Annotated in this window: 20 protein-coding genes, 2 pseudogenes and 3 riboswitches; of the genes and pseudogenes, 16 read left to right on the plus strand and 6 right to left on the minus strand. The window is 64.5% G+C overall.

Annotated elements, in window-relative coordinates; translation table 11 throughout:
• The first annotated feature begins 80 nt into the window (after positions 1-80).
• Both DYZ14_RS12125 and DYZ14_RS12130 read left to right on the plus strand, forming a co-directional pair.
• On the plus strand, positions 81-530 hold the full coding sequence (locus tag DYZ14_RS12125) for an Lrp/AsnC family transcriptional regulator (RefSeq protein WP_154720914.1): 450 nt from the start codon (positions 81-83) through the stop codon (positions 528-530).
• Positions 531-533: 3 nt separating this feature from the next.
• A complete protein-coding gene (locus DYZ14_RS12130) occupies positions 534-1,163 on the plus strand; it encodes a LysE family translocator (protein WP_154720915.1) in 630 nt (209 codons plus the stop codon).
• Between the two features lie 28 nt (positions 1,164-1,191).
• On the opposite strand, the gene DYZ14_RS12135 is transcribed toward DYZ14_RS12130, so the two are convergent.
• The 5 genes from DYZ14_RS12135 to gcvT all read right to left on the minus strand — a co-directional run bounded on the left by DYZ14_RS12135 (position 1,192) and on the right by gcvT (position 6,745).
• Entirely contained in the window at positions 1,192-1,518 is a 327-nt protein-coding gene (locus tag DYZ14_RS12135) for a flagellar basal body rod C-terminal domain-containing protein (protein ID WP_154720916.1), read from the minus strand.
• 235 nt (positions 1,519-1,753) lie between these two features.
• On the minus strand, positions 1,754-2,080 hold the full coding sequence (locus DYZ14_RS12140) for a DUF1236 domain-containing protein (RefSeq protein WP_154720917.1): 327 nt from the start codon (positions 2,078-2,080) through the stop codon (positions 1,754-1,756).
• 133 nt (positions 2,081-2,213) lie between these two features.
• Positions 2,214-5,078, minus strand: a complete 2,865-nt coding sequence (gene gcvP, locus DYZ14_RS12145) for an aminomethyl-transferring glycine dehydrogenase (protein ID WP_154720918.1) — start codon at positions 5,076-5,078, stop codon at positions 2,214-2,216.
• Complete coding sequence (gcvH, locus tag DYZ14_RS12150; RefSeq protein WP_154720919.1) at positions 5,075-5,437, minus strand: glycine cleavage system protein GcvH; 363 nt, start codon at positions 5,435-5,437, stop codon at positions 5,075-5,077. The genes gcvP and gcvH overlap by 4 nt, the downstream gene beginning before the upstream one ends.
• Before the next feature lie 168 nt (positions 5,438-5,605).
• Positions 5,606-6,745: a glycine cleavage system aminomethyltransferase GcvT gene (gcvT, locus tag DYZ14_RS12155; RefSeq protein ID WP_195949933.1), complete on the minus strand. Its 1,140-nt coding sequence runs from the start codon at positions 6,743-6,745 to the stop codon at positions 5,606-5,608.
• 65 nt (positions 6,746-6,810) lie between these two features.
• Positions 6,811-6,894, minus strand: a riboswitch (glycine riboswitch).
• 2 nt (positions 6,895-6,896) lie between these two features.
• Positions 6,897-6,985, minus strand: a riboswitch (glycine riboswitch).
• Positions 6,986-7,222: 237 nt separating this feature from the next.
• Here gcvT and DYZ14_RS12160 point away from each other — a divergent pair.
• Together DYZ14_RS12160 and DYZ14_RS12165 are read left to right on the plus strand one after the other, a co-directional pair.
• Positions 7,223-7,594, plus strand: a complete 372-nt coding sequence (locus DYZ14_RS12160) for a hypothetical protein (protein ID WP_154720921.1) — start codon at positions 7,223-7,225, stop codon at positions 7,592-7,594.
• 221 nt (positions 7,595-7,815) lie between these two features.
• Positions 7,816-8,208, plus strand: a pseudogene (locus DYZ14_RS12165) (copper chaperone PCu(A)C); the annotation flags it as partial.
• Between the two features lie 80 nt (positions 8,209-8,288).
• Here DYZ14_RS12165 and DYZ14_RS12170 read toward each other — a convergent pair.
• Positions 8,289-8,564: a hypothetical protein gene (locus DYZ14_RS12170; RefSeq protein WP_115670086.1), complete on the minus strand. Its 276-nt coding sequence runs from the start codon at positions 8,562-8,564 to the stop codon at positions 8,289-8,291.
• Positions 8,565-8,846: 282 nt separating this feature from the next.
• Between DYZ14_RS12170 and DYZ14_RS12175 the strand changes: the two genes are divergently transcribed.
• The 12 genes and pseudogenes from DYZ14_RS12175 (at position 8,847) to cobO (ending at position 21,104) form a co-directional block, all read left to right on the plus strand.
• Positions 8,847-9,383: a flavodoxin domain-containing protein gene (locus tag DYZ14_RS12175; RefSeq protein WP_154720923.1), complete on the plus strand. Its 537-nt coding sequence runs from the start codon at positions 8,847-8,849 to the stop codon at positions 9,381-9,383.
• Between the two features lie 73 nt (positions 9,384-9,456).
• A complete protein-coding gene (crcB, locus tag DYZ14_RS12180; protein ID WP_154720924.1) occupies positions 9,457-9,834 on the plus strand; it encodes a fluoride efflux transporter CrcB in 378 nt (125 codons plus the stop codon).
• Between the two features lie 97 nt (positions 9,835-9,931).
• The gene (locus DYZ14_RS12185; protein ID WP_154720925.1) at positions 9,932-10,924 is read left to right on the plus strand and encodes an RluA family pseudouridine synthase; all 993 of its coding nucleotides are present in this window, start codon (positions 9,932-9,934) and stop codon (positions 10,922-10,924) included.
• Complete coding sequence (locus DYZ14_RS12190) at positions 10,921-11,574, plus strand: HAD-IA family hydrolase (protein ID WP_154720926.1); 654 nt, start codon at positions 10,921-10,923, stop codon at positions 11,572-11,574. The genes DYZ14_RS12185 and DYZ14_RS12190 overlap by 4 nt, the downstream gene beginning before the upstream one ends.
• 10 nt (positions 11,575-11,584) lie before the next feature.
• Positions 11,585-12,376 (plus strand): ATP12 family chaperone protein, encoded by a 792-nt coding sequence (locus DYZ14_RS12195; protein WP_154720927.1) that lies wholly within the window; start codon positions 11,585-11,587, stop codon positions 12,374-12,376.
• A gap of 63 nt (positions 12,377-12,439) precedes the next feature.
• Positions 12,440-13,159, plus strand: a complete 720-nt coding sequence (locus DYZ14_RS12200) for a hypothetical protein (RefSeq protein ID WP_154720928.1) — start codon at positions 12,440-12,442, stop codon at positions 13,157-13,159.
• Positions 13,160-13,311: 152 nt separating this feature from the next.
• Positions 13,312-13,688: riboswitch (cobalamin riboswitch) on the plus strand.
• A gap of 237 nt (positions 13,689-13,925) precedes the next feature.
• A complete protein-coding gene (gene cobU / locus DYZ14_RS12205; protein WP_154720929.1) occupies positions 13,926-14,447 on the plus strand; it encodes a bifunctional adenosylcobinamide kinase/adenosylcobinamide-phosphate guanylyltransferase in 522 nt (173 codons plus the stop codon).
• A gap of 2 nt (positions 14,448-14,449) precedes the next feature.
• On the plus strand, positions 14,450-15,523 hold the full coding sequence (gene cobW, locus DYZ14_RS12210) for a cobalamin biosynthesis protein CobW (RefSeq protein ID WP_154720930.1): 1,074 nt from the start codon (positions 14,450-14,452) through the stop codon (positions 15,521-15,523).
• A 281-nt stretch (positions 15,524-15,804) separates the two neighbouring features.
• A pseudogene (gene cobN / locus DYZ14_RS12225) lies at positions 15,805-19,883 on the plus strand (cobaltochelatase subunit CobN).
• A 48-nt stretch (positions 19,884-19,931) separates the two neighbouring features.
• Positions 19,932-20,192 (plus strand): type II toxin-antitoxin system Phd/YefM family antitoxin, encoded by a 261-nt coding sequence (locus tag DYZ14_RS12230; RefSeq protein WP_154720931.1) that lies wholly within the window; start codon positions 19,932-19,934, stop codon positions 20,190-20,192.
• The gene (locus tag DYZ14_RS12235; RefSeq protein WP_154720932.1) at positions 20,189-20,458 is read left to right on the plus strand and encodes a Txe/YoeB family addiction module toxin; all 270 of its coding nucleotides are present in this window, start codon (positions 20,189-20,191) and stop codon (positions 20,456-20,458) included. The genes DYZ14_RS12230 and DYZ14_RS12235 overlap by 4 nt, the downstream gene beginning before the upstream one ends.
• A gap of 16 nt (positions 20,459-20,474) precedes the next feature.
• A complete protein-coding gene (gene cobO / locus DYZ14_RS12240) occupies positions 20,475-21,104 on the plus strand; it encodes a cob(I)yrinic acid a,c-diamide adenosyltransferase (protein ID WP_154720933.1) in 630 nt (209 codons plus the stop codon).
• Positions 21,105-21,107: the final 3 nt, after the last annotated feature.

A 21,107-nucleotide genomic window follows, 5' to 3' on the forward strand; every position in this document is an offset into this window, starting at 1 on the left:
GTGGCGCAGGATATGCGGGCGCTCCGCAAAAATACGCAAAATATCTGGATTTGTCTTCGTTTGCCGGGTATGCTGCGGCCATGGATACAATCGACAAGAAAATCACCGCTTTGCTCGCCGAAGACGCTCGCCGCTCGCTCGCCGATATCGGCGAGGCCGTGGGATTGTCGCCGTCGGCCGTCAACGAACGCATCCGCCGTCTGACCGCCTCGGGCGCGATCAAGCGCTTTACCGTCGATGCCGATCACGCAGCGCTCGGGCTCGGCGTGACTGCCTTCGTTCTGGTCGGGCTCGATTACGATGCCGGGGAGGAGGCTTTCAAGGCCTTCGTCGCGGCGCATCCTTCCGTTGCGGAATGCCATCACGTAACGGGAGGCTGGTCCTACCTGCTCAAGGTCCGCCTGGCCGATCTGGCCGGCGTCGAAACCTTCCTCGGAGAACTGAAGACGCGGCGCTTCCTGGCGCGTAGCGAAACCATGATCGCGCTGTCGACCGCCGTCGAGCGCGGCTTCACCCCGGCGGAGGTCTGAAGGATGAGCCTTCTCCTGTTCGGCAAGGGCATCCTGCTCGGGCTCGCCATCGCCGCCCCGCTCGGGCCGATCGGCGCGCTCTGCATTTCCCGTACGCTGGAGCGCGGCTTCTGGGCAGGCGTCGCCGGTGGCCTTGGAACCGCGCTCGCCGACGGCGCCTATGCGCTGATGGCCGCCGCCGGCTTTGCCGCCTTTGCCATCCTGCTCGACACGATATCGGTGCCACTGCAGATCTTCGGCGGTCTTTTCCTTCTCTGGCTCGGCTGGAAGAGCTTTCAGCCGAAGCCGCCGGCGACCGCCGCCAGGGTCGGCGCGCGAGATCTCCTCAGCACCACGGGCGCGACCTTCCTGCTGACCATCACCAACCCGGCCACCATCCTCTCGTTTGCCGCGATTTTCGCCGGGCTGGGTCTGGCATCGCAAGGTGATGGCTGGTCGGCGGGATCGCTCGTCGCCGGCGTCTTTGCCGGCTCCATGCTCTGGTGGATCTTTCTGAGCGGCACGGTAGCGCTGCTGCATCACCGCCTGCCGGAGAGTTTTGCCCTCTGGGTGTCGCGGATCTCCGGCGTGGTGCTGATCGGCTTTGGTTTGGTGGCGATTGGCATGGGGGTGAGGGCTCTCGCCGGCGGCTAGGCGGCGACTGTCCGCTTCCGGTGGCCGTTCAATCGCGCTTGATGCTGATCAGCACGTCCCACATGTCGGCGCCGGTCTCGAACGCGGAAGCATTGGCCTTGAAACCGATCTCGCTTTCGATCAGCGATACCACTTCTCGCGCGAGGTCGACATTCGATCCCTCGTCGAAGGTGGCGGCACCCGAAGGCGACACGGAGGCCCTGACGCCACCGGCGTCTCCGCTGGAGAAATCGGTCTCCAGTCGGTCATAGCGCGGCGTCATCGCATTGGCGATATTGTTGGCCGTCGCCGTCGCACGCGTCGTCTGCGCCTGCATGCCCGACAGCGAAATACCCATGACGGCGGAAAGGCTCATTGTCGTGTCCTGCGCTTGTGGAGTTCCAGCCTCGAAGCATAGGCGTTGCCCGTGAGCGAAGGTTGAAGATCTATGGTTCCTTATGGATTGACCCGATCGGCGAGCGTGTTCCGATGTGACACAAAGCGGGACTGCAGGCCGTCACCTGCATGACGCCGACTTTGGCTCGCTTCACGAGCCGACGCGAAAAACCCGGCGGACCGCGCCGGGTTTCACAATCTATGTCTAATGGCTGTTACTCGACGATCTGGATGATCTGGCGGGTCTGCGGGTCGACGATCACGCGGCGCTCGTTGACCACCGTGTAGGAATAATTGTCATAGCCGTCGACCGGGTAGAGTTCGACCGGGTCGTCGATCACGCGGCCGATCAGAACGTCGCCCTCATAGGGCACGGAGCGTACTTCGCGCTGCATGACATAGGTCTGGACCGGCGCCGGCACCACGACGGTCGACTGCGTGACGACCGGGTCCTGGCGGATGATGACGGTCTCCTGCGCGTTGGCCGACGCGGTGAGCGTCATCAGTGCCGCTGTACCGGCGAGGATAAGGGTCTTGCGCATGTCGGTTCTCCTGTGTTGAACAGGATGAAAACGGGCGTCGGCCCATTCCGTTCCATCACAGGATCTTTCCACGCGTCTCCATAAATGAAGAGCGCCCCCAAGGGCGGCGCTCCCGTAGTGCGTTTTGAGCGGCTTACTCCGCGGCTTCCGCATATTCGCTCATCGGCGGGCAGGTGCAGACGAGGTTGCGGTCGCCGTAGACATTGTCGACGCGGTTGACCGACGACCAGTACTTGTCCACCCGGAACGCGCCGGGCGGGAAGCAGGCCTGCTCGCGCGTGTAGGGACGCGTCCACTCGCCGACCAGATCCTCCACGGTGTGTGGGGCATTCTTCAGCGGGTTGTCGGTCTTGTCCATGCGGCCTTCCTCGATGTCGCGGGCTTCCTCGCGGATCGCCAGCATGGCATCGCAGAAGCGGTCGATCTCGGCCTTGGTCTCCGATTCCGTCGGCTCGATCATCAGCGTCCCGGCAACCGGCCAGCTCATGGTCGGCGCGTGGAAGCCGCAGTCGATCAGGCGCTTCGCCACATCGTCGACGGTGACGCCGGAGCTTTCGGCGAGCGGCCGGGTGTCGATGATGCACTCATGCGCCACGCGGCCGGCCTCGGACTTGTAGAGCACCTCATAGGCGCCGGTGAGCCGGGCTGCGATGTAGTTGGCGTTGAGGATCGCCACCTTGGTTGCCTGCGTCAGGCCCTCGCCACCCATCATCAGGCAGTAGGACCAGCTGATCGGCAGGATCGACGGCGAGCCATAGGGTGCCGCCGAGACCGCGCCCGGACGTCCGTCGGTCGCCACATGGCCCGGCAGGAAGGGCGCCAGATGCGCCTTGACGCCGATCGGTCCCATGCCCGGACCACCGCCGCCATGCGGAATGCAGAAGGTCTTGTGCAGGTTGAGGTGGGAAACGTCGGAGCCGATGTCGCCGGGACGGGCAAGGCCGACCATGGCGTTCATGTTGGCGCCGTCGAGATAGACCTGGCCGCCATGGGCGTGGGTGATCTCGCAGATCTCCCGCACCGTCTCCTCGAACACGCCATGCGTCGAGGGGTAGGTGACCATGCAGCAGGACAGCGTGTCGGCATATTGCTCGGCCTTGGCGCGGAAATCGTCGAGATCGACGTCGCCGTTGTCGCGCGCCTTGACCGGCACGACCGTCATGCCGGCCATCTGCGCGGAGGCCGGGTTGGTGCCGTGCGCCGAGGTGGGGATAAGGCAGATCGTGCGGTGCGTATCGCCGCGCGACAGGTGGTAGTTGCGGATCGTCAGCAGGCCCGCATACTCCCCCTGCGCTCCGGAGTTCGGCTGCATGGAGATCGCGTCATAGCCGGTGACCGAGCAGAGCTTTTCCGAGAGGTCGTCGATCATCTCCTTGTAGCCGAGCGCCTGGTCTGCGGGGGCGAAGGGATGGATCTCGGAGAATTCCGGCCAGGTGATCGGCAGCATTTCCGCCGTCGCATTGAGCTTCATCGTGCACGAGCCGAGCGGGATCATCGCCCGGTCGAGCGCGAGGTCGCGGTCGGACAGCCGGCGGATGTAGCGGGTCATCTCGCTTTCGGCGCGGTTCATGTGGAAGATCGGATGCGTCAGGTAGTCGCTGGTGCGCAGCAGATCCTTGGGCAGGCGATAGCCGGTGTCGAAATCCGCGACGACGAAGCTGCCGCCGAAGGCGCGCCAGACGGCTTCGAGCGTCGCCGGGCGGGTGCGCTCGTCGAGGCTGATGCCGATACGCGTTTCGCCGACCTTGCGCAGGTTGACGCCTTCGGCGACCGCCGCGCGCAGGATCAGGGCCTGCATGTGGCCGACCTCGACGGTGATGGTGTCGAAGAAGGTTTCCGGTTCAACCTTGTAGCCGAGCTTTTCCAGGCCCTTGGCCATCAGCACGGCCTTCTGGTGCACCTGCTGGGCGATCGCCTTGATGCCCTTGGGGCCGTGGAAGACGGCATACATCGAGGCCATGACGGCGAGCAGAACCTGCGCGGTGCAGATGTTCGACGTCGCCTTCTCGCGGCGGATATGCTGCTCGCGGGTCTGCAATGACAGGCGATAGGCGCGGTTGCCGCGCGCATCGACCGAAACGCCGACGAGACGGCCGGGCATGGAGCGCTTGATGGCGTCCTTGACCGCCATATAGGCGGCGTGCGGGCCGCCATAGCCGACCGGCACGCCGAAGCGCTGGGTCGAGCCGATGGCGATGTCGGCGCCCATCTCGCCGGGGGATTTCAGCAGCGTGAGCGCCAGGATGTCGGCGGCGACCGCGGCGATCGCGCCGGTCTGGTGCAGGCGGGCGATCAGGCCGGAGAAGTCATGGATGTGGCCGTGCGTGCCGGGATACTGGAAGATCGCGCCGAACACGTCGACCGGATCGAGATCGGTGAATGGGTTGCCGACGATGACCTGCCAGCCGAGCGGCTCGGCGCGGGTCTGGATGACGGCGATGGTCTGCGGATGGCAGCCTTCGTCGACGAAGAAGGCCTTGGCCTTCGATTTCGAAACGCGTTCGGCAAGCGCCATGGCCTCGGCCGCAGCGGTTGCCTCGTCGAGCAGCGAGGCGTTCGCGACGTCAAGCCCGGTCAGGTCGCAGACCATGGTCTGGTAGTTGAGCAGCGCTTCGAGGCGGCCTTGCGAAATTTCCGGCTGGTAGGGCGTATAGGCCGTGTACCAGGCGGGGTTCTCCAGGATGTTGCGCTGAATGACCGGCGGCGTGATCGTGCCGTAATAGCCCTGGCCGATCAGCGAGACGAGCGCCTTGTTCTTGTTTGCGGTCTCGCGCAGCTTGTCGAGCGCCTCGCGCTCGGTCATGGCAGCCTCCCAGGTGAGGGGAACCGCCTGGCGGATCGATGAGGGTACGGTGGCGTCGATCAGCGCGTCGAGGTTTCTGTAGCCGACGACCTTCAGCATTTCGTCCATTTCGGCCGGCGAAGGGCCGATATGGCGGCGGTTGGCGAAATCGTAGGGCTGGTAGTCGGTGAACTGGAATTCGGTCGGCGTGGTCATGCGATCAGCTCGTTATAAGCGGCTTCGTCAAGAAGGGCGTCGGCGTCGGACGGGGTCTTGAGCTTCAGCTTGAAGAACCAGCCGGCCCCTTGAGGGTCGGAGTTAACCAGCGACGGATCGTCGACGATCGCCTGGTTGATCTCGGTGATCTCGCCGTCGAGCGGACAATAGACTTCCGAGGCCGCCTTGACCGATTCGACGGTGGCGGCATCCGCGCCCTTGTCGAAGGTCGCGCCGACTTCCGGCAGTTCGACGAAGACCAGGTCGCCCAACTGTTCGGCGGCATGGGTGGTGATGCCGACGGTGGCGATATCGCCCTCGAGCTTCAGCCATTCGTGTTCGGCGGTGAATTTCAGCATGTGATGTTCCTCTCTTGGTGTGGTGCGAGCGATTTGCCCCTCACCCTGACCCACTCCCCGCAGGCGGGGAGTGGGGATCGGGCAGGCGTTTGCGGCATGCATCCTTCTCCCCGTCAGGACGGGGAGAAGGTGGCGGCAGCCGGATGAGGGGCAATCTCGGTCATGGGTTCAGCGTTTGTAGGTCGGGGTGACGAAGGGCATGGCGGCGACGGTGACGGGCAGGTATTTGCCGCGCACTTCCGCATGGATCCGCGTGCCGGGCTCGGCATGGCTGGCGGCGACATAGCCCATGGCGACGGGGCCTTCGACACTCGGGCCGAAGCAGCCGGACGTCACTTCGCCCAATTCCGTCTTGCCCTCGGCATCGGCATAGAGCTTGGCATGCCCGCGCACCGGCGCCTTGCCCTCGGGCTTGAGGCCGACGCGGCGCCGGCTGGTGCCGTTTTCCAGTTCGGACAGGATGCGATCGGCACCGGGGAAACCGCCGGCGCGGGCGCCGCCCGTGCGGCGAACCTTCTGTATCGCCCATTCGAGGCCCGCCTCGATCGGCGAGGTCGTGGTGTCGATGTCGTTGCCGTAGAGACAAAGCCCGGCTTCCAGCCGCAGCGAATCACGCGCGCCAAGACCGATCGGCTCGCAGTCCGGATGATCGAGCAGGATGCGCGCCAACTCCTCGGCCTTGTCGGCCGGAACGGAGATTTCAAATCCGTCTTCGCCGGAATAGCCGGAGCGGGAGACGATGGCCGGAATGTCGTGAAGCGCGACCTCGCGCACATCCATGAACTTCATCGCGTAGAGCCCCGCCCAAAGCTCGGTCAGCACCTTCTCGGCCTTTGGCCCCTGGAGCGCCAGAAGTGCCCGGTCCTCCAGATAGGTGATGTCGACCCGGTCGGAGATATGCTTCCTCATATGGGCGATGTCGGCCTGCTTGCAGCCGGCGTTGACGACGACCAACAGATGGTCGCCGCGATTGGCAAACATCAGGTCGTCGAGAATGCAGCCGTTCTCGTCGGTGAAGAAGCCATAGCGCTGCCGGCCTTCCTTCAGGCCGAGAATGTCGACCGGCACCAGCGTTTCGAGCGCAAGCGCCGCATCCTCGTAAGCGCCGGACTTGGCACGGATCTCAACCTGGCCCATGTGCGAAACGTCGAACAGGCCGCACTTGGCCCGGGTGTGGAGGTGTTCCTTCAAGACGCCGGCGGGATATTGCACGGGCATGTCATAGCCGGCAAACGGCACCATGCGCGCACCGAGTTCGATATGCAGGTCGTGAAGCGGGGTCTTCAGGAGTTCGGCGGACTGGTCCAAGGGGCGTCTCCGTCTTTGGCGCAGGCGCGCCGGCTCAAGGTCGTGGCACGGTTGTGCCGGTGTCATGAGCCCCCTCTGTCCGTTTGCCTGAGATTGTTATCCCTTCGGCGCACCCTTCCATGGCGGGAAGGTTTCTCTCCAGAGTTCAAGTCGACGCCCTGCGGTCCTTTTGCCTGAGAGTTTCCGGGGCGGTTGCTCCTTCGGCACCGGAGTGAACCGGTTTCTCCCTGCAGGGATGCGGCAATTATCGGGCCGAACGGTCGCTTGGCAAGAGGCAAAGGTCGCCTGAGAACAAATATTTGTCGCTGCCGCTTCATGCATGCGTTCGCGCAAGCGGCGCGTCCGGCCGGTCGTCACTGTTTGCGAAGGATCAAAGACGTGGTGGCGCCAATCCGCGACAAGGGGGCGCCCGCAAACACGAGGGCTTTGATTTCCGGCCGAAAGCCGCTAAGGAATCGGCTCGTTCGGAGGAATGCGATGTCGAAGGTACAGTTGATGAGGGGCGGTCTGCTGCGCATTCTTTGCGCATTCGCTCTTCTATCGCTTTCCTTCGCCCACAAGCCGCCGCAGGTCATGGCCGCCGCCTATGCGGCGATTTCGCTGCAGTTGCCGGATGGCACTTATGCTGACATGTGCATCGGCGATGCGGCGACCAAGCATCCGATGGTGCGCCAGTTCTGCGAAGCATGTCTGCTGGCCTCCTCGGCATTGTTGCCGCTACCGGATGAGGGAGCCTGGCTCCTGAGCAGCTTCGCTTCGCTGGAGAATCAGCTGGGGGAGCCGCGAAACCTTCCTGAACGCCGTACCAGCCTGCGCCAGCGAGCGCGTGCTCCTCCTGCAATTGCCTGATTTTGCACTCTCGCCTTCAAGTGAAATCAAGCAAGTCGCGGAAGATCGTGGCCGTGGAAGGCCACGCACGAAACCGCTGGAGAACGAAAATGAACGTATTCAGAACTCTCACCCTCGTCGCCCTCTTTGCGTCCGCTGCCGTCGCGCAGATGGAAGGCCATCAGATGCAAGGCCACGGCGCGATGGATGGCACGGGCATGGTTGGCGCCAATCCCGGAACGATGCAGGTCGTCAAGCTCGGCGACATCGAACTCATGGCGGGCTACACCCGAGCCATGCTGCCGAACCAGCCCGTCGGCGGCGGTTTCATCACCATCAAGAACACCGGTTCGGCCGATGACGTGCTGATCGCCGCCGAATCTCCGGCTTCCGGCCGCGTTGAACTGCATGAAATGGCCGTGGTGAACGATGTCATGACCATGCGGCAGCTGAAGGGCGGAATTCCGGTCCCGGCCGGTGAGACGGTCGAGCTGAAGCCGGGTGGCCTGCACTTGATGTTCATGGACGTGAAGGAGCCTTTTGTCGAAGGGGGCCAGGTCTCCGTGAAGCTGACCTTCGAAAAGGCCGGGACAGTCGACGTCGTTCTGCCGATCGGGCCGGTCAAGGGCATGTAATGCAGGCAGGAATACCGAGAGGGCCGCGGCGGTTTTCCGCCGTGGCCCCTTTCATGTGGTGGCTTGTCCCCGATCCGGCCTCAGGCGGCCGAGTTCTTGTAGGCCTCGAGCGTGTCCTTGAGACTGGCTTGGGCCAGGTTCTTCTGGCTCGCGGTCAGGAAGTAGAGCGCCAGCGCCGGCGGCTGCACTATATTGACGAGCGCCCTGAGCTGAAAGTCCTCGCTGGTGGCGGCCTTCTCGGCGAGCAGGCGGGTGCTCTCCTCGACAAAGGCGTTGCGCGAGGTCCGCTGCGGCGGTTTGGAATTCTCCATCGCATAGGCGGCTGTCGTGGCCGAGACTGTGACGACCTGGGTCATTGGCTTCACCAATCCATTATTTGATCGAGCGATGCTACACCATGCGGGTCTCCGCTTCTTTAAATCGAAAGGTCTAGTTTTACTAAAATACTATGAGGCGATGTGATATTGTTCAGTGTTGAATTATTACGTGCAGCAGGCCCCCCGAACCCGCCGATGCGCTTGCAATTGCGGTGCGATCTGTCATTTTCCAGCTGAATTTGCGCTCGTCGCAATTGTTCTGAGAGACAACATTCAGGCCCCCGGCGCCAGCCAGGCGACGGATGGGGGGAGGGAGCAAGCATGATCATTCTCGTCGGCTATGTGAGCATCGAGGGGCAGTCGAAGAAGATTGCCGAAACGATTGCCGCCCAGATCGAAAAAGGCGGCGATCGCGCCGTCCTGTTCAACGTGGTCACCGGTGCCGAATATGGCGTCGACCATCCGCAGGCGGTCATTCTTTGCGCACCCATCCACGCCGGTCGTTACCCGGCACCGTTCGTCGACTTCGTCGAGCGGGAGCGCGACTGGCTGAAATCCGTGCCGAGCGCTTTTGTGTCGGTTTCGCTCTTCATTCGCAGCGAGTTTGCCGAAGAGCGGGAGGAAGCCATGCATTTCCCCGACGCGCTGATGGCGCAGACCGGCTGGACGCCGGGCATGGTTCACCATGCGGCCGGTGCCCTTCGCTACACGGAATACGACTTCTTCAAGCGCTGGATGGCCAAACGCCTGGCCGAGCGCGAAGGCGCACCGACCGACGTCAAGCAGATCCACGAGTTCACCGACTGGACGGCGCTCGAAGGCTTCACCAAGCAGTTTCTGGCCGCTGCGAAGGCCTGATCGTTTCCCCGCCGGCTTCGGCCGGCGGCTCTTTCTTGTTCGTCGAATAGGCGGACCGGGCAAGTGAGGACGTATGAATCACATCCTGCTGGTTGCCTTTGGCGGGGCTCTTGGTTCCGTTTGCCGCTATCTGGTCGGCATCGGCGCGCTGAGGCTCATGGGTCCGTCCTTCCCCTGGGGTACGCTCACCGTCAATGTCGCCGGCTCGTTTGCCATTGGCGTGCTGGCCGAACTGATCGTCGCCCGTTTCGGCGCCTCCGCCGAGCTGCGGCTTCTGCTGATCACCGGTTTTCTCGGCGGCTTCACCACCTTCTCCGCCTTCGCGCTTGATGCCGTCACCTTGTTCGAGCGGGGCGCTTCGCTCGCGGCCACCATCTACCTCGTCCTCAGCATCGGCGCTTCCATTGCCGCCGCGATCGCCGGCATTGGCCTGATGCGTTCACTGCTCTGACCGGTTTTCCTGTTTCCATCTTCGGTCGAAATGCTCTAAAGCCCTGCTTAAGACGAGATCTGCGGGCTTTTCCGCAGCAGTGACCGAAAGATTGGCTATGGCAGGCATCGAACATATCACCGTGGAGAACGACGAGGCAGGCATGCGTCTGGACCGTTGGTTCAAGGTGCATTTCCCCGGCCTCGGCTTCGGCCAGTTGCAAAAGCTGCTGCGCTCCGGCCAGGTGCGTGTCGATGGCGGCCGGGTGAAGACCGATGCCCGCGTGCAGCCGGGACAGGTGGTGCGCGTCCCGCCTCTGGACGTGGACCTCAAGATCAAGGCCGGGCCGATCGGCGCGCATGATCTGAAACATTCCGAGGATGGCGAGCTTCTGTCGCGCATGCTGCTGCACGAGGACGAAAAGGTGTTCGTGCTCAACAAGCCGGCCGGGCTTGCCGTGCAGGGCGGCTCGGGCCTGACCCGTCATATCGACAAGATGCTCGAAGCCTGGACCAGCAAGAAGGGCGAGAAGCCGCGCCTTGTGCACCGGCTCGACCGCGACACCTCCGGCGTCCTGGTGGTTGCCCGCACGCGCGGTGCGGCCCAGAAACTGACCGCCGCCTTCCGCGAGCGTGATACCCACAAGACCTACTGGGCGCTGGTCAAGGGTGTGCCGCGCAAGCACGAGGACAAGATCTCCACCTGGCTGGTCAAGGACCAGACCGACGAGGGCGACCGGATGCGCGTCGCCAGGCACGGCGAGGACGGCGCCGATCACGCCGTGTCCTACTACCGCGTCATCGATACCGCCGCGCAGAATCTCGCCTGGCTGGAAATGGAGCCCTATACCGGCCGTACCCACCAGTTGCGCATTCATGCGCTGCATATCGGCCATCCGATCATCGGCGATCCGAAGTATTTCATCGACGACCACAACTGGGATTTCCCCGGCGGCGTCCAGAAGCGATTGCATCTGCATGCGCGCCGCATCGACATCCCGCATCCGAACGGCGGGCGCCTGAAGGTCACCGCGCCGCTGTCCCCCCACATGGTGCAGACGTGGAACCTGCTGGGCTTCGACCAGGCCGACGGGGACGGCGAGGCAGAATGAAACTCGTCCTGTTCGATTGCGACGGTACGCTCGTCGACAGCGTCGCCCTGATCCACGAGGTCATGGTGCGGACCTTCCGCCATTTCGGCAAGGCCGAGCCCTCGGTCGCCGCCACCAAGGCGATCATCGGGCTGACCCTCGACATCGCGATTGCCCGCATCGACGGCAAGCCGCATGCCGACCCGGAAGCCGTGGCGATGATGGCCCACTATAAGGACATCTTTCTCGGCGTCCGCGGCGAGCTCGGTTTCCAGGAGCCGCTCTTCCCTGGCATTGCAGACCTGATTGCCGCCCTTTCGGCGCGCGAGGACGTGCTGATCGGCGCGGTCACCGGCAAGTCGCGCCGCGGTCTCGACATGGTGCTTGAAACCCACGGCTTCACGTCCCATTTCTTTGTTTTCCGCACGGCCGACGACTGCCCGTCCAAGCCGCACCCGGCCATGGTCAGCGAGTGCTGCGACCAGGCGGGCATCGTGCCGGCCGATACCGTCGTCATCGGCGATGCGGTCTACGACATGCAGATGGCGAAGGCCGCAGGCGCGACCGCGATCGGCGTGTCCTGGGGCTATGCTAGCGTCGAGCAATTGTGGGCCGCCGGCGCCGATGCGGTGGTCGACCGCCCGGCCGACATCCTGACTTACATTCACTGAGGTTATACCGATGCGCGACGAGTTGAGCGTTTTCGTCCCCGAACAGAGCGATGCCGATCCGGTGCGCCGGGCGCAGATCCAGATGAAGAAGCCGCAGGCCAAGCGCTTCTATACGGAGGTGACGGTCGAACCGGAGGGCGATGCCTTTGCCGTCAAGCTCGACGGACGTGCCGTCAAGACGCCGGGCAAGAAGCCTCTGGCGCTTCCGACCCGCACTGCCGCCGAACTGGTTGCCGCCGAATGGCGCGCCCAGGGCGAGACCATCAATCCCGAAGACATGCCGGCGACCCGCCTTGCCAATACGGCGATCGATGCGGTGGCGGACCAGGCCGAGGCGGTGTTCGAAGATATCGTACGCTACAGCGGAAGCGATCTGTTGTGCTACCGCGCCGACGGCCCGCAGGAACTGGTCGACCGCCAGCGTGATCGCTGGGATCCGGTTCTGTCCTGGCTGGCCGAGACCCATTGGGCCCGGTTCATCCTGGTCGAGGGCGTGATCCACCAGGAACAGCCGGCGGAGGCCGTGGCCGCCTTCGCCGCGGCACTTCAGACGGAGCGCTCGCCGCTGGCCTTGTCCTGTCTGCATGTCATGACGACCATCACCGGCTCGGCCATGCTGACGCTGGCCCTTCGCGACCGGCACCTGACGCTCGAAGAGGTCTGGGCGCTTGCCCATCTCGACGAGGACTGGACCGACGAGCACTGGGGCGTCGATGCGGAAGCCGAGGCGCGCCGCGCCAAGCGGTTCACCGAAATCGCCGCCGCCGCGGCCATGCTCGAGGCGCTGCGCGTCACGGATTAACGGTCCGCTAACCATAAAAGTGGGACCCTCTGGCGGAATAGAATCATCCGTCCGGGGTTTTCCATGTTTGCGCGCTTCTTCAAGCTTGGCTTCGCGCTGTTGTTGTTCGGCGCACTGGCCTCCTGCACCCTCACCAACAGCCGGCCCATCACGCGGCCGCTCAGCTATCATGTGCGCGACGTCACCGTGATCGCCGATGCGACTGTCCCGACGCGGATCATGGCCGGCGTCGATCGGCGGGTGTCTGCCGCTATCGCCGCGACACGGCCGCCGGCCGGTGCCGAGCGGGTGGTCGTTCTCGTGCGGATCGAAAGGTTGGGCTTTGGGTTCAACGCCCGCCGGAAGCTCCAGACGGCACGCTTCTCCGTCACCGCCGTCTCGGTGGAGACGGGCCATCCGGTCGCGACGGGAAGCTTCTTGGTCAATAATCCGACCAACGATCCGATGATGGCCGAGGAGAGCCTGGCCGAGGAGATCGCCAGCCGCGTGCGCTTCGCCTTCTCGCTTGCCGCGCCGTCGCTGCGCAAGGTGGTCCGGCCGCCGCGCACGCAATCCACCCGTCTGAAGACGGCCTTGGCCCCTGAAGCGCCCGCGGTCGTTGCACCCTCTGCCGCGATCCTGACCGAACCCGTCCCGGCAGTTCCTCCGGCACCCCCGGCAATCCCCGCCGGGGCAATCGAAACGAATATCGAAGAGGGTGCCAGCGGCGTGGTAAAGCTCGGCGGCGCGGCCCCGATCGTCCCTTGCGACCCGGCCAACGACGCGAACTGCACCGCGCCCTAGCCCTGAGCCGTTCCAGAGCATGTCTCGCGAAAGTGGACACCGGTTTCGGGAAGAGGACATGCGAAAAGAGCCAGAACCTCAAACCTGCGGAGCGAATCTGAAAGATCGCGACAGGCTTTAGCGTTCGATTGACTCGGATACGGCTTCCACCTATTCCAGAGATTACGGATGGTTTCCGGGCCGGCGATTTTCGGCTCGGGAAGCAAAAGGGAATGCGACGGCGGGGATCCAGACCGGGACCGCAAATCGCAGCCGACCCCGCGACTGTAGAGCGGCGAGGGTCTTCCGTCCGGCATAGGTCTCGACGAAGGATGGCGGTTCGCGTGGTGCGGACGATCCAAGCTGAGGCCTGAGCCGGAAAAGCCACTGGAGGGCTGCGCGATCAGCCGGGGCCGGACGCCTCTATCATCTACGAATCGTCCTCCCTTTCGCGCCGCATCTACCTCCGGGAAGGCAAGGAAGATCCGCCGGTGCATCTTTGGCACCACGACCCGCGAGCCAGGAGACCTGCCACCCGTGCCGGGCATCAAGCCCACACCTTTTGAAAGGGGAGGCTCCCCTTGTTGCCAGCACGGAGGTTGTCGTGGCGACAGATTTGAAGACCGGAATCCCCGGATTCCGTGCGCGCGCGCATCGTTCGGTCCGGTTTTGCGATGGCCGCGTCGCCTCTGGCGGTCCACGAAGGCCCTCATCCGGCGGCCTGCGCCTCCCGCTGCACGAGCGCCGTTGCGGTATTCTTTCCATTCTTGCCGGCAGGCATTGAGCCATGACCGGCGAACCTTCTTCGATTCTCGTTCTCGGCGGTGCCCGCTCGGGCAAGTCGCGCTTTGCCGAAGGTCTTGCCCTCGATTGCGTGGCTGACCGCCATTATGTCGCGACCGGTCGCGCCTTCGACGACGAAATGCGCGACAGGATAGCGAAACACCGGAGCGATCGCGGCGACGGCTGGACGACCCACGAGGAGCCGATCGATCTGGTCGGTCAGCTCAAGCGGATCGATGATCCGTCCCGTGTCGTGCTGGTCGACTGCCTGACGCTCTGGGTCACCAATCTGATGCTGGAAAACCATGACGTCGCGGCCCGCTCGGCCGAACTCGCCACGGCTCTCCCGCAGCTCACGGCGAGGGTGATCCTGGTATCGAACGAGGTCGGGCTCGGCATCGTGCCGGAAAACCGCATGGCGCGCGAATTCCGCGACCATGCCGGACGGCTCCATCAACAGATCGCGGCGCGTGCCGCGGAAGTCTATTTTGTCGCGGCCGGCTTGCCGCTGAAAATGAAGGGTTGACCATGCTGCAACAGAAGATCCCCGCGACCGTCATCACCGGCTTCCTCGGCGCCGGCAAGACCACCATCATCCGTAACATGCTGATGAATGCCGGCGGCAAGAAGATCGCGCTGATCATCAACGAATTCGGCGATCTCGGCGTCGATGGCGACGTGCTGAAGGGCTGCGGCGCCGACAACTGCACCGAGGACGACATCATCGAACTGACCAATGGCTGCATCTGCTGCACGGTCGCCGACGATTTCATTCCGACCATGCAGAAACTGCTCGAACGCGACGCGAAGCCCGACCATATCGTTATAGAGACCTCCGGCCTGGCGCTTCCCCAGCCGCTGGTCGCCGCCTTCAACTGGCCTGACATCCGCACCCGCGTCACCGTCGACGGCGTCGTCACTGTGGTCGACAGCGCCGCCGTTGCCGCCGGCCGCTTCGCCGACGACCATGACAAGGTGGATGCCGCCCGCGCGGCTGACGAGGGCCTCGACCACGCCAGTCCGCTGGAAGAACTGTTTGAGGACCAGCTGACCTGCGCCGACCTCATCATTCTCAACAAGACCGACCTGCTCGACGCCGAGGGCATCGCCAGGGTGCGGGCCGAAGTGGCCGAACGCATCCACCGCAAGCCGACGCTGATCGAGGCGAGGAACGGAGACGTGCCGGCGCTCGTCCTGCTCGGCATCGGGGCGGGGACCGAGGACGATATCGAGAACCGCAAGTCGCACCACGAACTGGAGCACGAGGCGCTGCACGAAAGCGGCGAGGTCCATGACCATCATCACGACCACGACGAATTCGAGAGCTTCGTGATGAAGCTCGGCGCGATTGCCGATCCGTCCGGCTTCGTCGATCGGCTGAAGAGCGTCATCGAAACCCATGACGTGCTGCGCCTCAAGGGCTTCATCGACGTGCCCGGCAAGCCGATGCGCCTCGTCATCCAGGCGGTCGGTTCCCGCATCGACACCTATTTCGACCGCCCCTGGGCCTCCGGCGAAACCCGCGAAACCCGCTTCGTCGTCATCGGCCTGCACGACTGGGATTTCGGCGCGGTGGTCGAAGCCGTCGAGAAGGCGGCTTGAGGTTTGGTTGAGCCCATGAGCGCGCGGTTCACCCCCCTCCGGTCTGCCGGCCATCTCCCCCTCAAGGGGGGAGATCGTCCCAGCCGATACCGCTTGGCTCTGGGGTGCCTTCCTTTCTCGCTTTTCCAGGGAATGGCACTGTTGCAGGGTATCCGTGATGGCTTCGCGGTGGCCGCATTCCGATCTCCCCCCTTGAGGGGGAGATGCCCGGCAGGGCAGAGGGGGGTACCCGCCACGCTCCAGGGCAGGAATGAGGGGCATGTTACCCATGCCGCACGCGCATGCATTTTCTCCTAGCCCAGAAAGGCTCGATCGCCGACGGTGAAGAGGCCGTCGATCTCGGCCAGACGCCGGGCGACATCCTGTTCCTCTCGGCGGCCGATACCGAACTGGCCGCGATTGCGGCGGCGGTTGCCGCACGTCCCGAAGGCCCGAGTTTCCGCCTCGCCAGCCTGATGAGCCTCAAGCACCCGATGTCCGTCGACACTTATGTCGAGCGCACGGCGCGGCATGCGAAGCTGATCGTCGTCCGGGCGCTCGGCGGAGCGAGCTATTTCCACTACGTGCTCGAAGCGCTGCATGCCGCGGCCCGCCGCACAGGCGCGGCCATCGCCGTGCTACCGGGCGACGACAAGCGGGACGAGGGACTGGCCGAATTCTCGACCCTGCCGGCCGACGACCTGTCCGCACTCTGGGCCTATTTGATCGAGGGCGGCGACGCCAATGCACGGGCCTTCGTCGACTATGCCTGCGCCCTGATCGGTCACGGCGAGAAACCGGCACCCGCCGCGCCCCTCCTGAAAGCCGGCATCTGGTGGCCGGGCAGGGGGGCGATCGGGGTTGGAGAGTGGAGGCAGGCTTCGGCGGCTGCCCCTCATCCGCCTGCCGGCACCTTCTCCCCGTTGAACGGGGAGAAGGGGTATTCTGGCTCTGTGTCGCCTGGTTCGGCGATACCCCCCACTGGCCTGTCGGCCATCTCCCCCTCAAGGGGGGAGATCGGACGCGGAGGCCACGCCGCGCCACCTCCAGCTTTGGTGTTTGCGGAAAGGGATTCTGAAGGCCTGGCGCCGGATGAAGCTGGGGGCGCTTGCCGCGAGTCGATCTCCCCCCTTGAGGGGGAGATGGCCGGCAGGCCAGAGGGGGGTGAACGCCAGCCCGCACCCGTCGCCGCCATCTGCTTTTACCGCGCCCTCATGCAAAGCGGCGAGACCAGACCGGTCGAGGCGCTGATCGACGCCTTGAAGACGCAAGGGCTCGCCGCACTGCCGGTCTTCGTCTCCAGCCTCAAAGATACCGTCTCGGTCGAGACGCTGCGCGCGATCTTCGCCGAGGCCCCGCCCGCCGTCGTCATCAACGCCACCGGCTTTGCCGTCTCGGCGCCGGGCGCCGAGCGCGTCTCGACCGTGCTGGACGAGGGCGGCGCGGTCGTGCTGCAGGCCGTGTTCTCATCCTCCACGCGGGAGGCCTGGGAAGCCTCGTCGCAGGGCCTCACCGCCCGCGATCTCGCCATGAGCGTCGCGCTGCCGGAGGTCGACGGTCGCGTGATGACGCGTGCCGTCTCCTTCAAGGCGGCCGCGCGGTTCGATGCCCGCGTCGAAACCAATATCGTCTCCCACGAACCCGATGCCGGCCGCGCCGCCTTCGTTGCAAGGCTGGCCGCCAACTGGGCGCGGCTCAGGTTGACGCCGGCCTCTGAGCGCCGGGTGGCGCTCATCATGGCGAACTATCCGAACCGCGACGGCCGGCTCGGCAATGGCGTCGGCCTCGACACGCCGGCCGGCACCGTCGAGGTGCTGCGCGCCATGGCGGCGGATGGCTATGCGCTCGATGCCCTGCCGGCCGATGGCGACGCGCTGATGGCCTATCTGATGGCCGGGCCGACCAATGCGGCGGCCGATGGACGCGAATTCCGCGAAACGCTATCAGCAAGCGGTTACATTAGCTTCTTCGAAAATCTTCCTGAAAAGGTTCAACAAGACGTCACCGCGCGCTGGGGGGCGCCGGAGACGGATCCCTTCTTTCTTGACGGCCGGTTTGCCCTGCCGCTGTCGCGGCTGGGCAATGTCGTGGTCGGCATCCAGCCGGCGCGTGGCTACAATATCGACCCGAAGGAGACCTATCATTCGCCGGATCTGGTGCCGCCGCATGGCTATCTCGCCTTCTATGCCTATCTGAGACAGCAATTCGGTGCCCATGCTGTGATTCACATGGGCAAGCACGGCAATCTGGAATGGCTGCCGGGCAAGGCGCTGGCGCTGTCGGAGACCTGCTATCCGGAAGCCGTCTTCGGCCCGCTGCCGCATCTCTATCCCTTCATCGTCAACGATCCGGGCGAGGGCACCCAGGCCAAGCGCCGGACATCCTCGGTCATCATCGACCACCTGACCCCACCGCTGACGCGCGCCGAGAGCTACGGGCCGCTGAAGGACCTGGAGGCGCTGGTCGACGAATATTACGAGGCCGCGGGCGGCGATCCACGCCGGCTGAAGCTGCTGAAGAAACAGATTCTTGACCTCGTCGCCGACATCGGCCTCGACCAGGATGCCGGCATCGCCCGCGACGAGGCGGAGGAGACCGCGCTCGAAAAACTCGACGCCTATCTCTGCGACCTCAAGGAAATGCAAATCCGCGACGGTTTGCACATTTTCGGCCTTGCGCCCGAAGGCCGGCTGCTGACCGATCTCACCGTCGCGCTGGCCCGCGTCCCGCGCGCACTCGGCGAGGGCGGCGACCGGAGTTTGCAGCGGGCGATCGCGGCAGACGCCGGATTGGCGGCAGGGCAGAGGGGGGTAATACGGCGCACGAAGGCGGCTCCGGGCGGATGTTTGCCTTCGATCCCCTCGATTGCATCATGTCCGATCCCTGGACCGGCCCGAAACCCGCCATCCTCGCCGACCTCACCGACGCCCCCTGGCGTACGGTGGGCGATACGGTCGAGCGCATCGAGCTTCTGGCCGCCCAACTGGTGGACGGCACCATCGCCTGTTCCCCGCACTGGCCAGCCACGCGCGCCGTGCTCGACGAGATCGAAACCCGCCTCAAGCCGTCGATCATTCGCTCGGGTCCGGCCGAGATCGAGGGCCTGCTGACCGGCCTTGCCGGCCGCTTCGTGCCCCCCGGTCCCTCCGGCGCCCCGACGCGCGGCCGCCCCGATGTGCTGCCAACCGGCCGAAACTTCTATTCGGTCGACAGCCGCGCCGTACCCACGCCGGCGGCCTACGAACTCGGCAAGAAATCCGCCGAGCTTCTGATCGCCCGCTACGTGCAGGACCACGGCGAGTGGCCGACCTCGTTCGGCCTCACAGCCTGGGGCACGTCCAACATGCGCACCGGCGGCGACGACATCGCTCAGGCGCTGGCGCTGATCGGGGTAAAGCCGCTGTGGGACATGGCCTCGCGCCGCGTCACCGGCTACGAGATCCTGCCCCAGGCCATCCTCGGTCGCCCGCGCGTCGACGTGACGCTCCGCATTTCCGGCTTTTTCCGCGATGCCTTCCCGGAACAGATCGCCCTTTACGATAAGGCCGTGCGCGCGGTGGCCGCCCTTGATGAGGACGAAGGCGACAACCCGATTGCCGCCCGGGTGCGGGCCGAGACGGCGCGGCTGATGGCCGAGGGGCTGGACGACAAGGCTGCTTCCCGTCGTGCCGGATACCGCGTCTTCGGATCCAAGCCCGGTGCCTATGGCGCAGGCCTGCAGGCGCTGATCGACGAGAAGGGCTGGGAGCGTCGCGGCGATCTCGCCGAAGCCTATCTCGTCTGGGGCGGTTATGCCTATGGCGCCGGGGAGGACGGCAAGGCCGAGCGTGGCCTGTTTGAGGAACGGTTGAGGACCGTCCAGGCGGTCGTGCAGAATCAGGACAATCGCGAGCACGATCTGCTCGACAGCGACGACTACTACCAGTTCGAAGGCGGCATGACGGCGGCGATCGAGCACGTCGCGGGCGCACGCCCGACCGTATATCACAACGACCATTCGAGGCCGGAAAAGCCGGTGATCCGTACGCTCGAGGAAGAGATCGGCCGGGTGGTGCGCGCCCGCGTCGTCAACCCGAAGTGGATCGACGGCGTGATGCGCCACGGCTACAAGGGCGCCTTCGAGATCGCCGCCACCGTTGACTACATGTTCGCTTTTTCCGCCACCACCGGTGCCGTGCGCGACCACCATTTCGAAGCGGTCTACCAGGCCTTTGTGCTGGACGAGCGCGTGCGCGATTTCATGGCGGAGAAGAACCCGGCGGCGCTCAAGGAAATGTCCGAACGGCTGATCGAGGCGATCGACCGCGGGTTGTGGACGCCGCGTAGCAATTCGGCGATGTTCGACCTTACGCGGCTCGCGCAAGGTCGTGCAGATGCTTGAAGCGGGTGGTGAAAAGATGTACATAAAGATGTACATGGAGGTGTCCCGGTGGCTCATGTGAATGTCAGCGAATTTCGCCAGAACCTGGCCTCGCATCTCGACGAGGTGGCCGACAGCCGTGCACCGCTCGTCGTCACTCGAGGCAAGGGCAAGTCCGTCGTCGTGCTGTCGGAAGAAGAGTATGAAAGCATGGTCGAGACCCTGCATCTGCTCGCCAGCCCCATCAATGCAGAACATCTGCGGGCATCGATTGCGGAACTCGATGCCGGGCAGGGCGCTGAACGACAGCTTGCCGGGGAGAAGCAATGAGGCTCGTCTGGTCGGAGAGGTCCTGGGCGGACTATCTCCACTGGCAGGAGGCGGATCGGGCCATGCTCGACAAGATAAATATCCTGATCCGGGAGTGTATGCGCACTCCGTTTTCCGGCACCGGCAAACCCGAACCGCTGAAGGGAGAGCTTCAGAGCTTCTGGTCCCGGCGCATCACCGGTGAACACCGGTTGGTCTATCGCGTCACCGGCTCAGGCGAGACACAGGAATTACAGATCGCGGCGTGCCGCTATCACTACCGTTGAAATTGGGAGACATGCGATGAGCGACGAACACGAAGGCAGCGAAGCCGATCTCGCCCGCCACGCGGAGAAAATGGCGAAGAAGAAGGCCGCGCGTGAGAAGATCATGGCGACCAAGACCGGCGAGAAGGGGCTGATCATCGTCCACACCGGCAAGGGCAAGGGCAAGTCGTCCGCCGCCTTCGGCATGATCTTCCGCCATATCGCCCATGGCCGGAAATGCGCCGTCGTGCAGTTCATCAAGGGCGCCATGTCGACCGGCGAGCGCGACCTGATCCTCAAGCATTTTTCCGACCTGTGCGAATTCCACACCATGGGCGAGGGGTTCACCTGGGAGACGCAGGACAAGGCGCGCGACATCGCCATGGCGAAGGCCGCCTGGGAAAAGGCCAAGGAGCTGATCCGCGATCCGTCGAACTCCATGGTCCTGCTCGACGAGATCAACATTGCGATCCGCTACGACTATGTCGACATCGCCGAGGTGGTCGAGTTCCTGGAGAGCGAGAAGCCGGAGATGACGCATGTCGTCCTGACCGGACGCAACGCCAAGGACGAGCTGATCGAGATCGCCGATCTGGTGACCGAGATGGAACTCATCAAACACCCGTTCCGCTCGGGCATCAAGGCGCAGATCGGGGTGGAGTTCTAGACC

Origin of the sequence: Ciceribacter sp. T2.26MG-112.2 (genome assembly GCF_900492205.1) — a bacterium.
Taxonomy (GTDB): domain Bacteria; phylum Pseudomonadota; class Alphaproteobacteria; order Rhizobiales; family Rhizobiaceae; genus Allorhizobium; species Allorhizobium naphthalenivorans_A.

Coding starts and splice junctions, on each gene's coding strand:
- DYZ14_RS12130 (WP_154720915.1), top strand. CDS start 534: ATGAGCCTTCTCCTGTTCGGCAAGGGCATCCTGCTCGGGCTCGCCATC.
- cobU (WP_154720929.1), top strand. CDS start 13,926: ATGACCGGCGAACCTTCTTCGATTCTCGTTCTCGGCGGTGCCCGCTCG.
- DYZ14_RS12235 (WP_154720932.1), top strand. CDS start 20,189: ATGAGGCTCGTCTGGTCGGAGAGGTCCTGGGCGGACTATCTCCACTGG.
- gcvP (WP_154720918.1), bottom strand. CDS start 5,078: ATGACCACGCCGACCGAATTCCAGTTCACCGACTACCAGCCCTACGAT.
- cobW (WP_154720930.1), top strand. CDS start 14,450: ATGCTGCAACAGAAGATCCCCGCGACCGTCATCACCGGCTTCCTCGGC.
- DYZ14_RS12195 (WP_154720927.1), top strand. CDS start 11,585: ATGCGCGACGAGTTGAGCGTTTTCGTCCCCGAACAGAGCGATGCCGAT.
- DYZ14_RS12185 (WP_154720925.1), top strand. CDS start 9,932: ATGGCAGGCATCGAACATATCACCGTGGAGAACGACGAGGCAGGCATG.
- DYZ14_RS12170 (WP_115670086.1), bottom strand. CDS start 8,564: ATGACCCAGGTCGTCACAGTCTCGGCCACGACAGCCGCCTATGCGATG.
- crcB (WP_154720924.1), top strand. CDS start 9,457: ATGAATCACATCCTGCTGGTTGCCTTTGGCGGGGCTCTTGGTTCCGTT.
- cobO (WP_154720933.1), top strand. CDS start 20,475: ATGAGCGACGAACACGAAGGCAGCGAAGCCGATCTCGCCCGCCACGCG.
- DYZ14_RS12160 (WP_154720921.1), top strand. CDS start 7,223: ATGTCGAAGGTACAGTTGATGAGGGGCGGTCTGCTGCGCATTCTTTGC.
- DYZ14_RS12140 (WP_154720917.1), bottom strand. CDS start 2,080: ATGCGCAAGACCCTTATCCTCGCCGGTACAGCGGCACTGATGACGCTC.
- DYZ14_RS12190 (WP_154720926.1), top strand. CDS start 10,921: ATGAAACTCGTCCTGTTCGATTGCGACGGTACGCTCGTCGACAGCGTC.
- gcvH (WP_154720919.1), bottom strand. CDS start 5,437: ATGCTGAAATTCACCGCCGAACACGAATGGCTGAAGCTCGAGGGCGAT.
- DYZ14_RS12135 (WP_154720916.1), bottom strand. CDS start 1,518: ATGAGCCTTTCCGCCGTCATGGGTATTTCGCTGTCGGGCATGCAGGCG.
- DYZ14_RS12125 (WP_154720914.1), top strand. CDS start 81: ATGGATACAATCGACAAGAAAATCACCGCTTTGCTCGCCGAAGACGCT.
- DYZ14_RS12175 (WP_154720923.1), top strand. CDS start 8,847: ATGATCATTCTCGTCGGCTATGTGAGCATCGAGGGGCAGTCGAAGAAG.
- DYZ14_RS12200 (WP_154720928.1), top strand. CDS start 12,440: ATGTTTGCGCGCTTCTTCAAGCTTGGCTTCGCGCTGTTGTTGTTCGGC.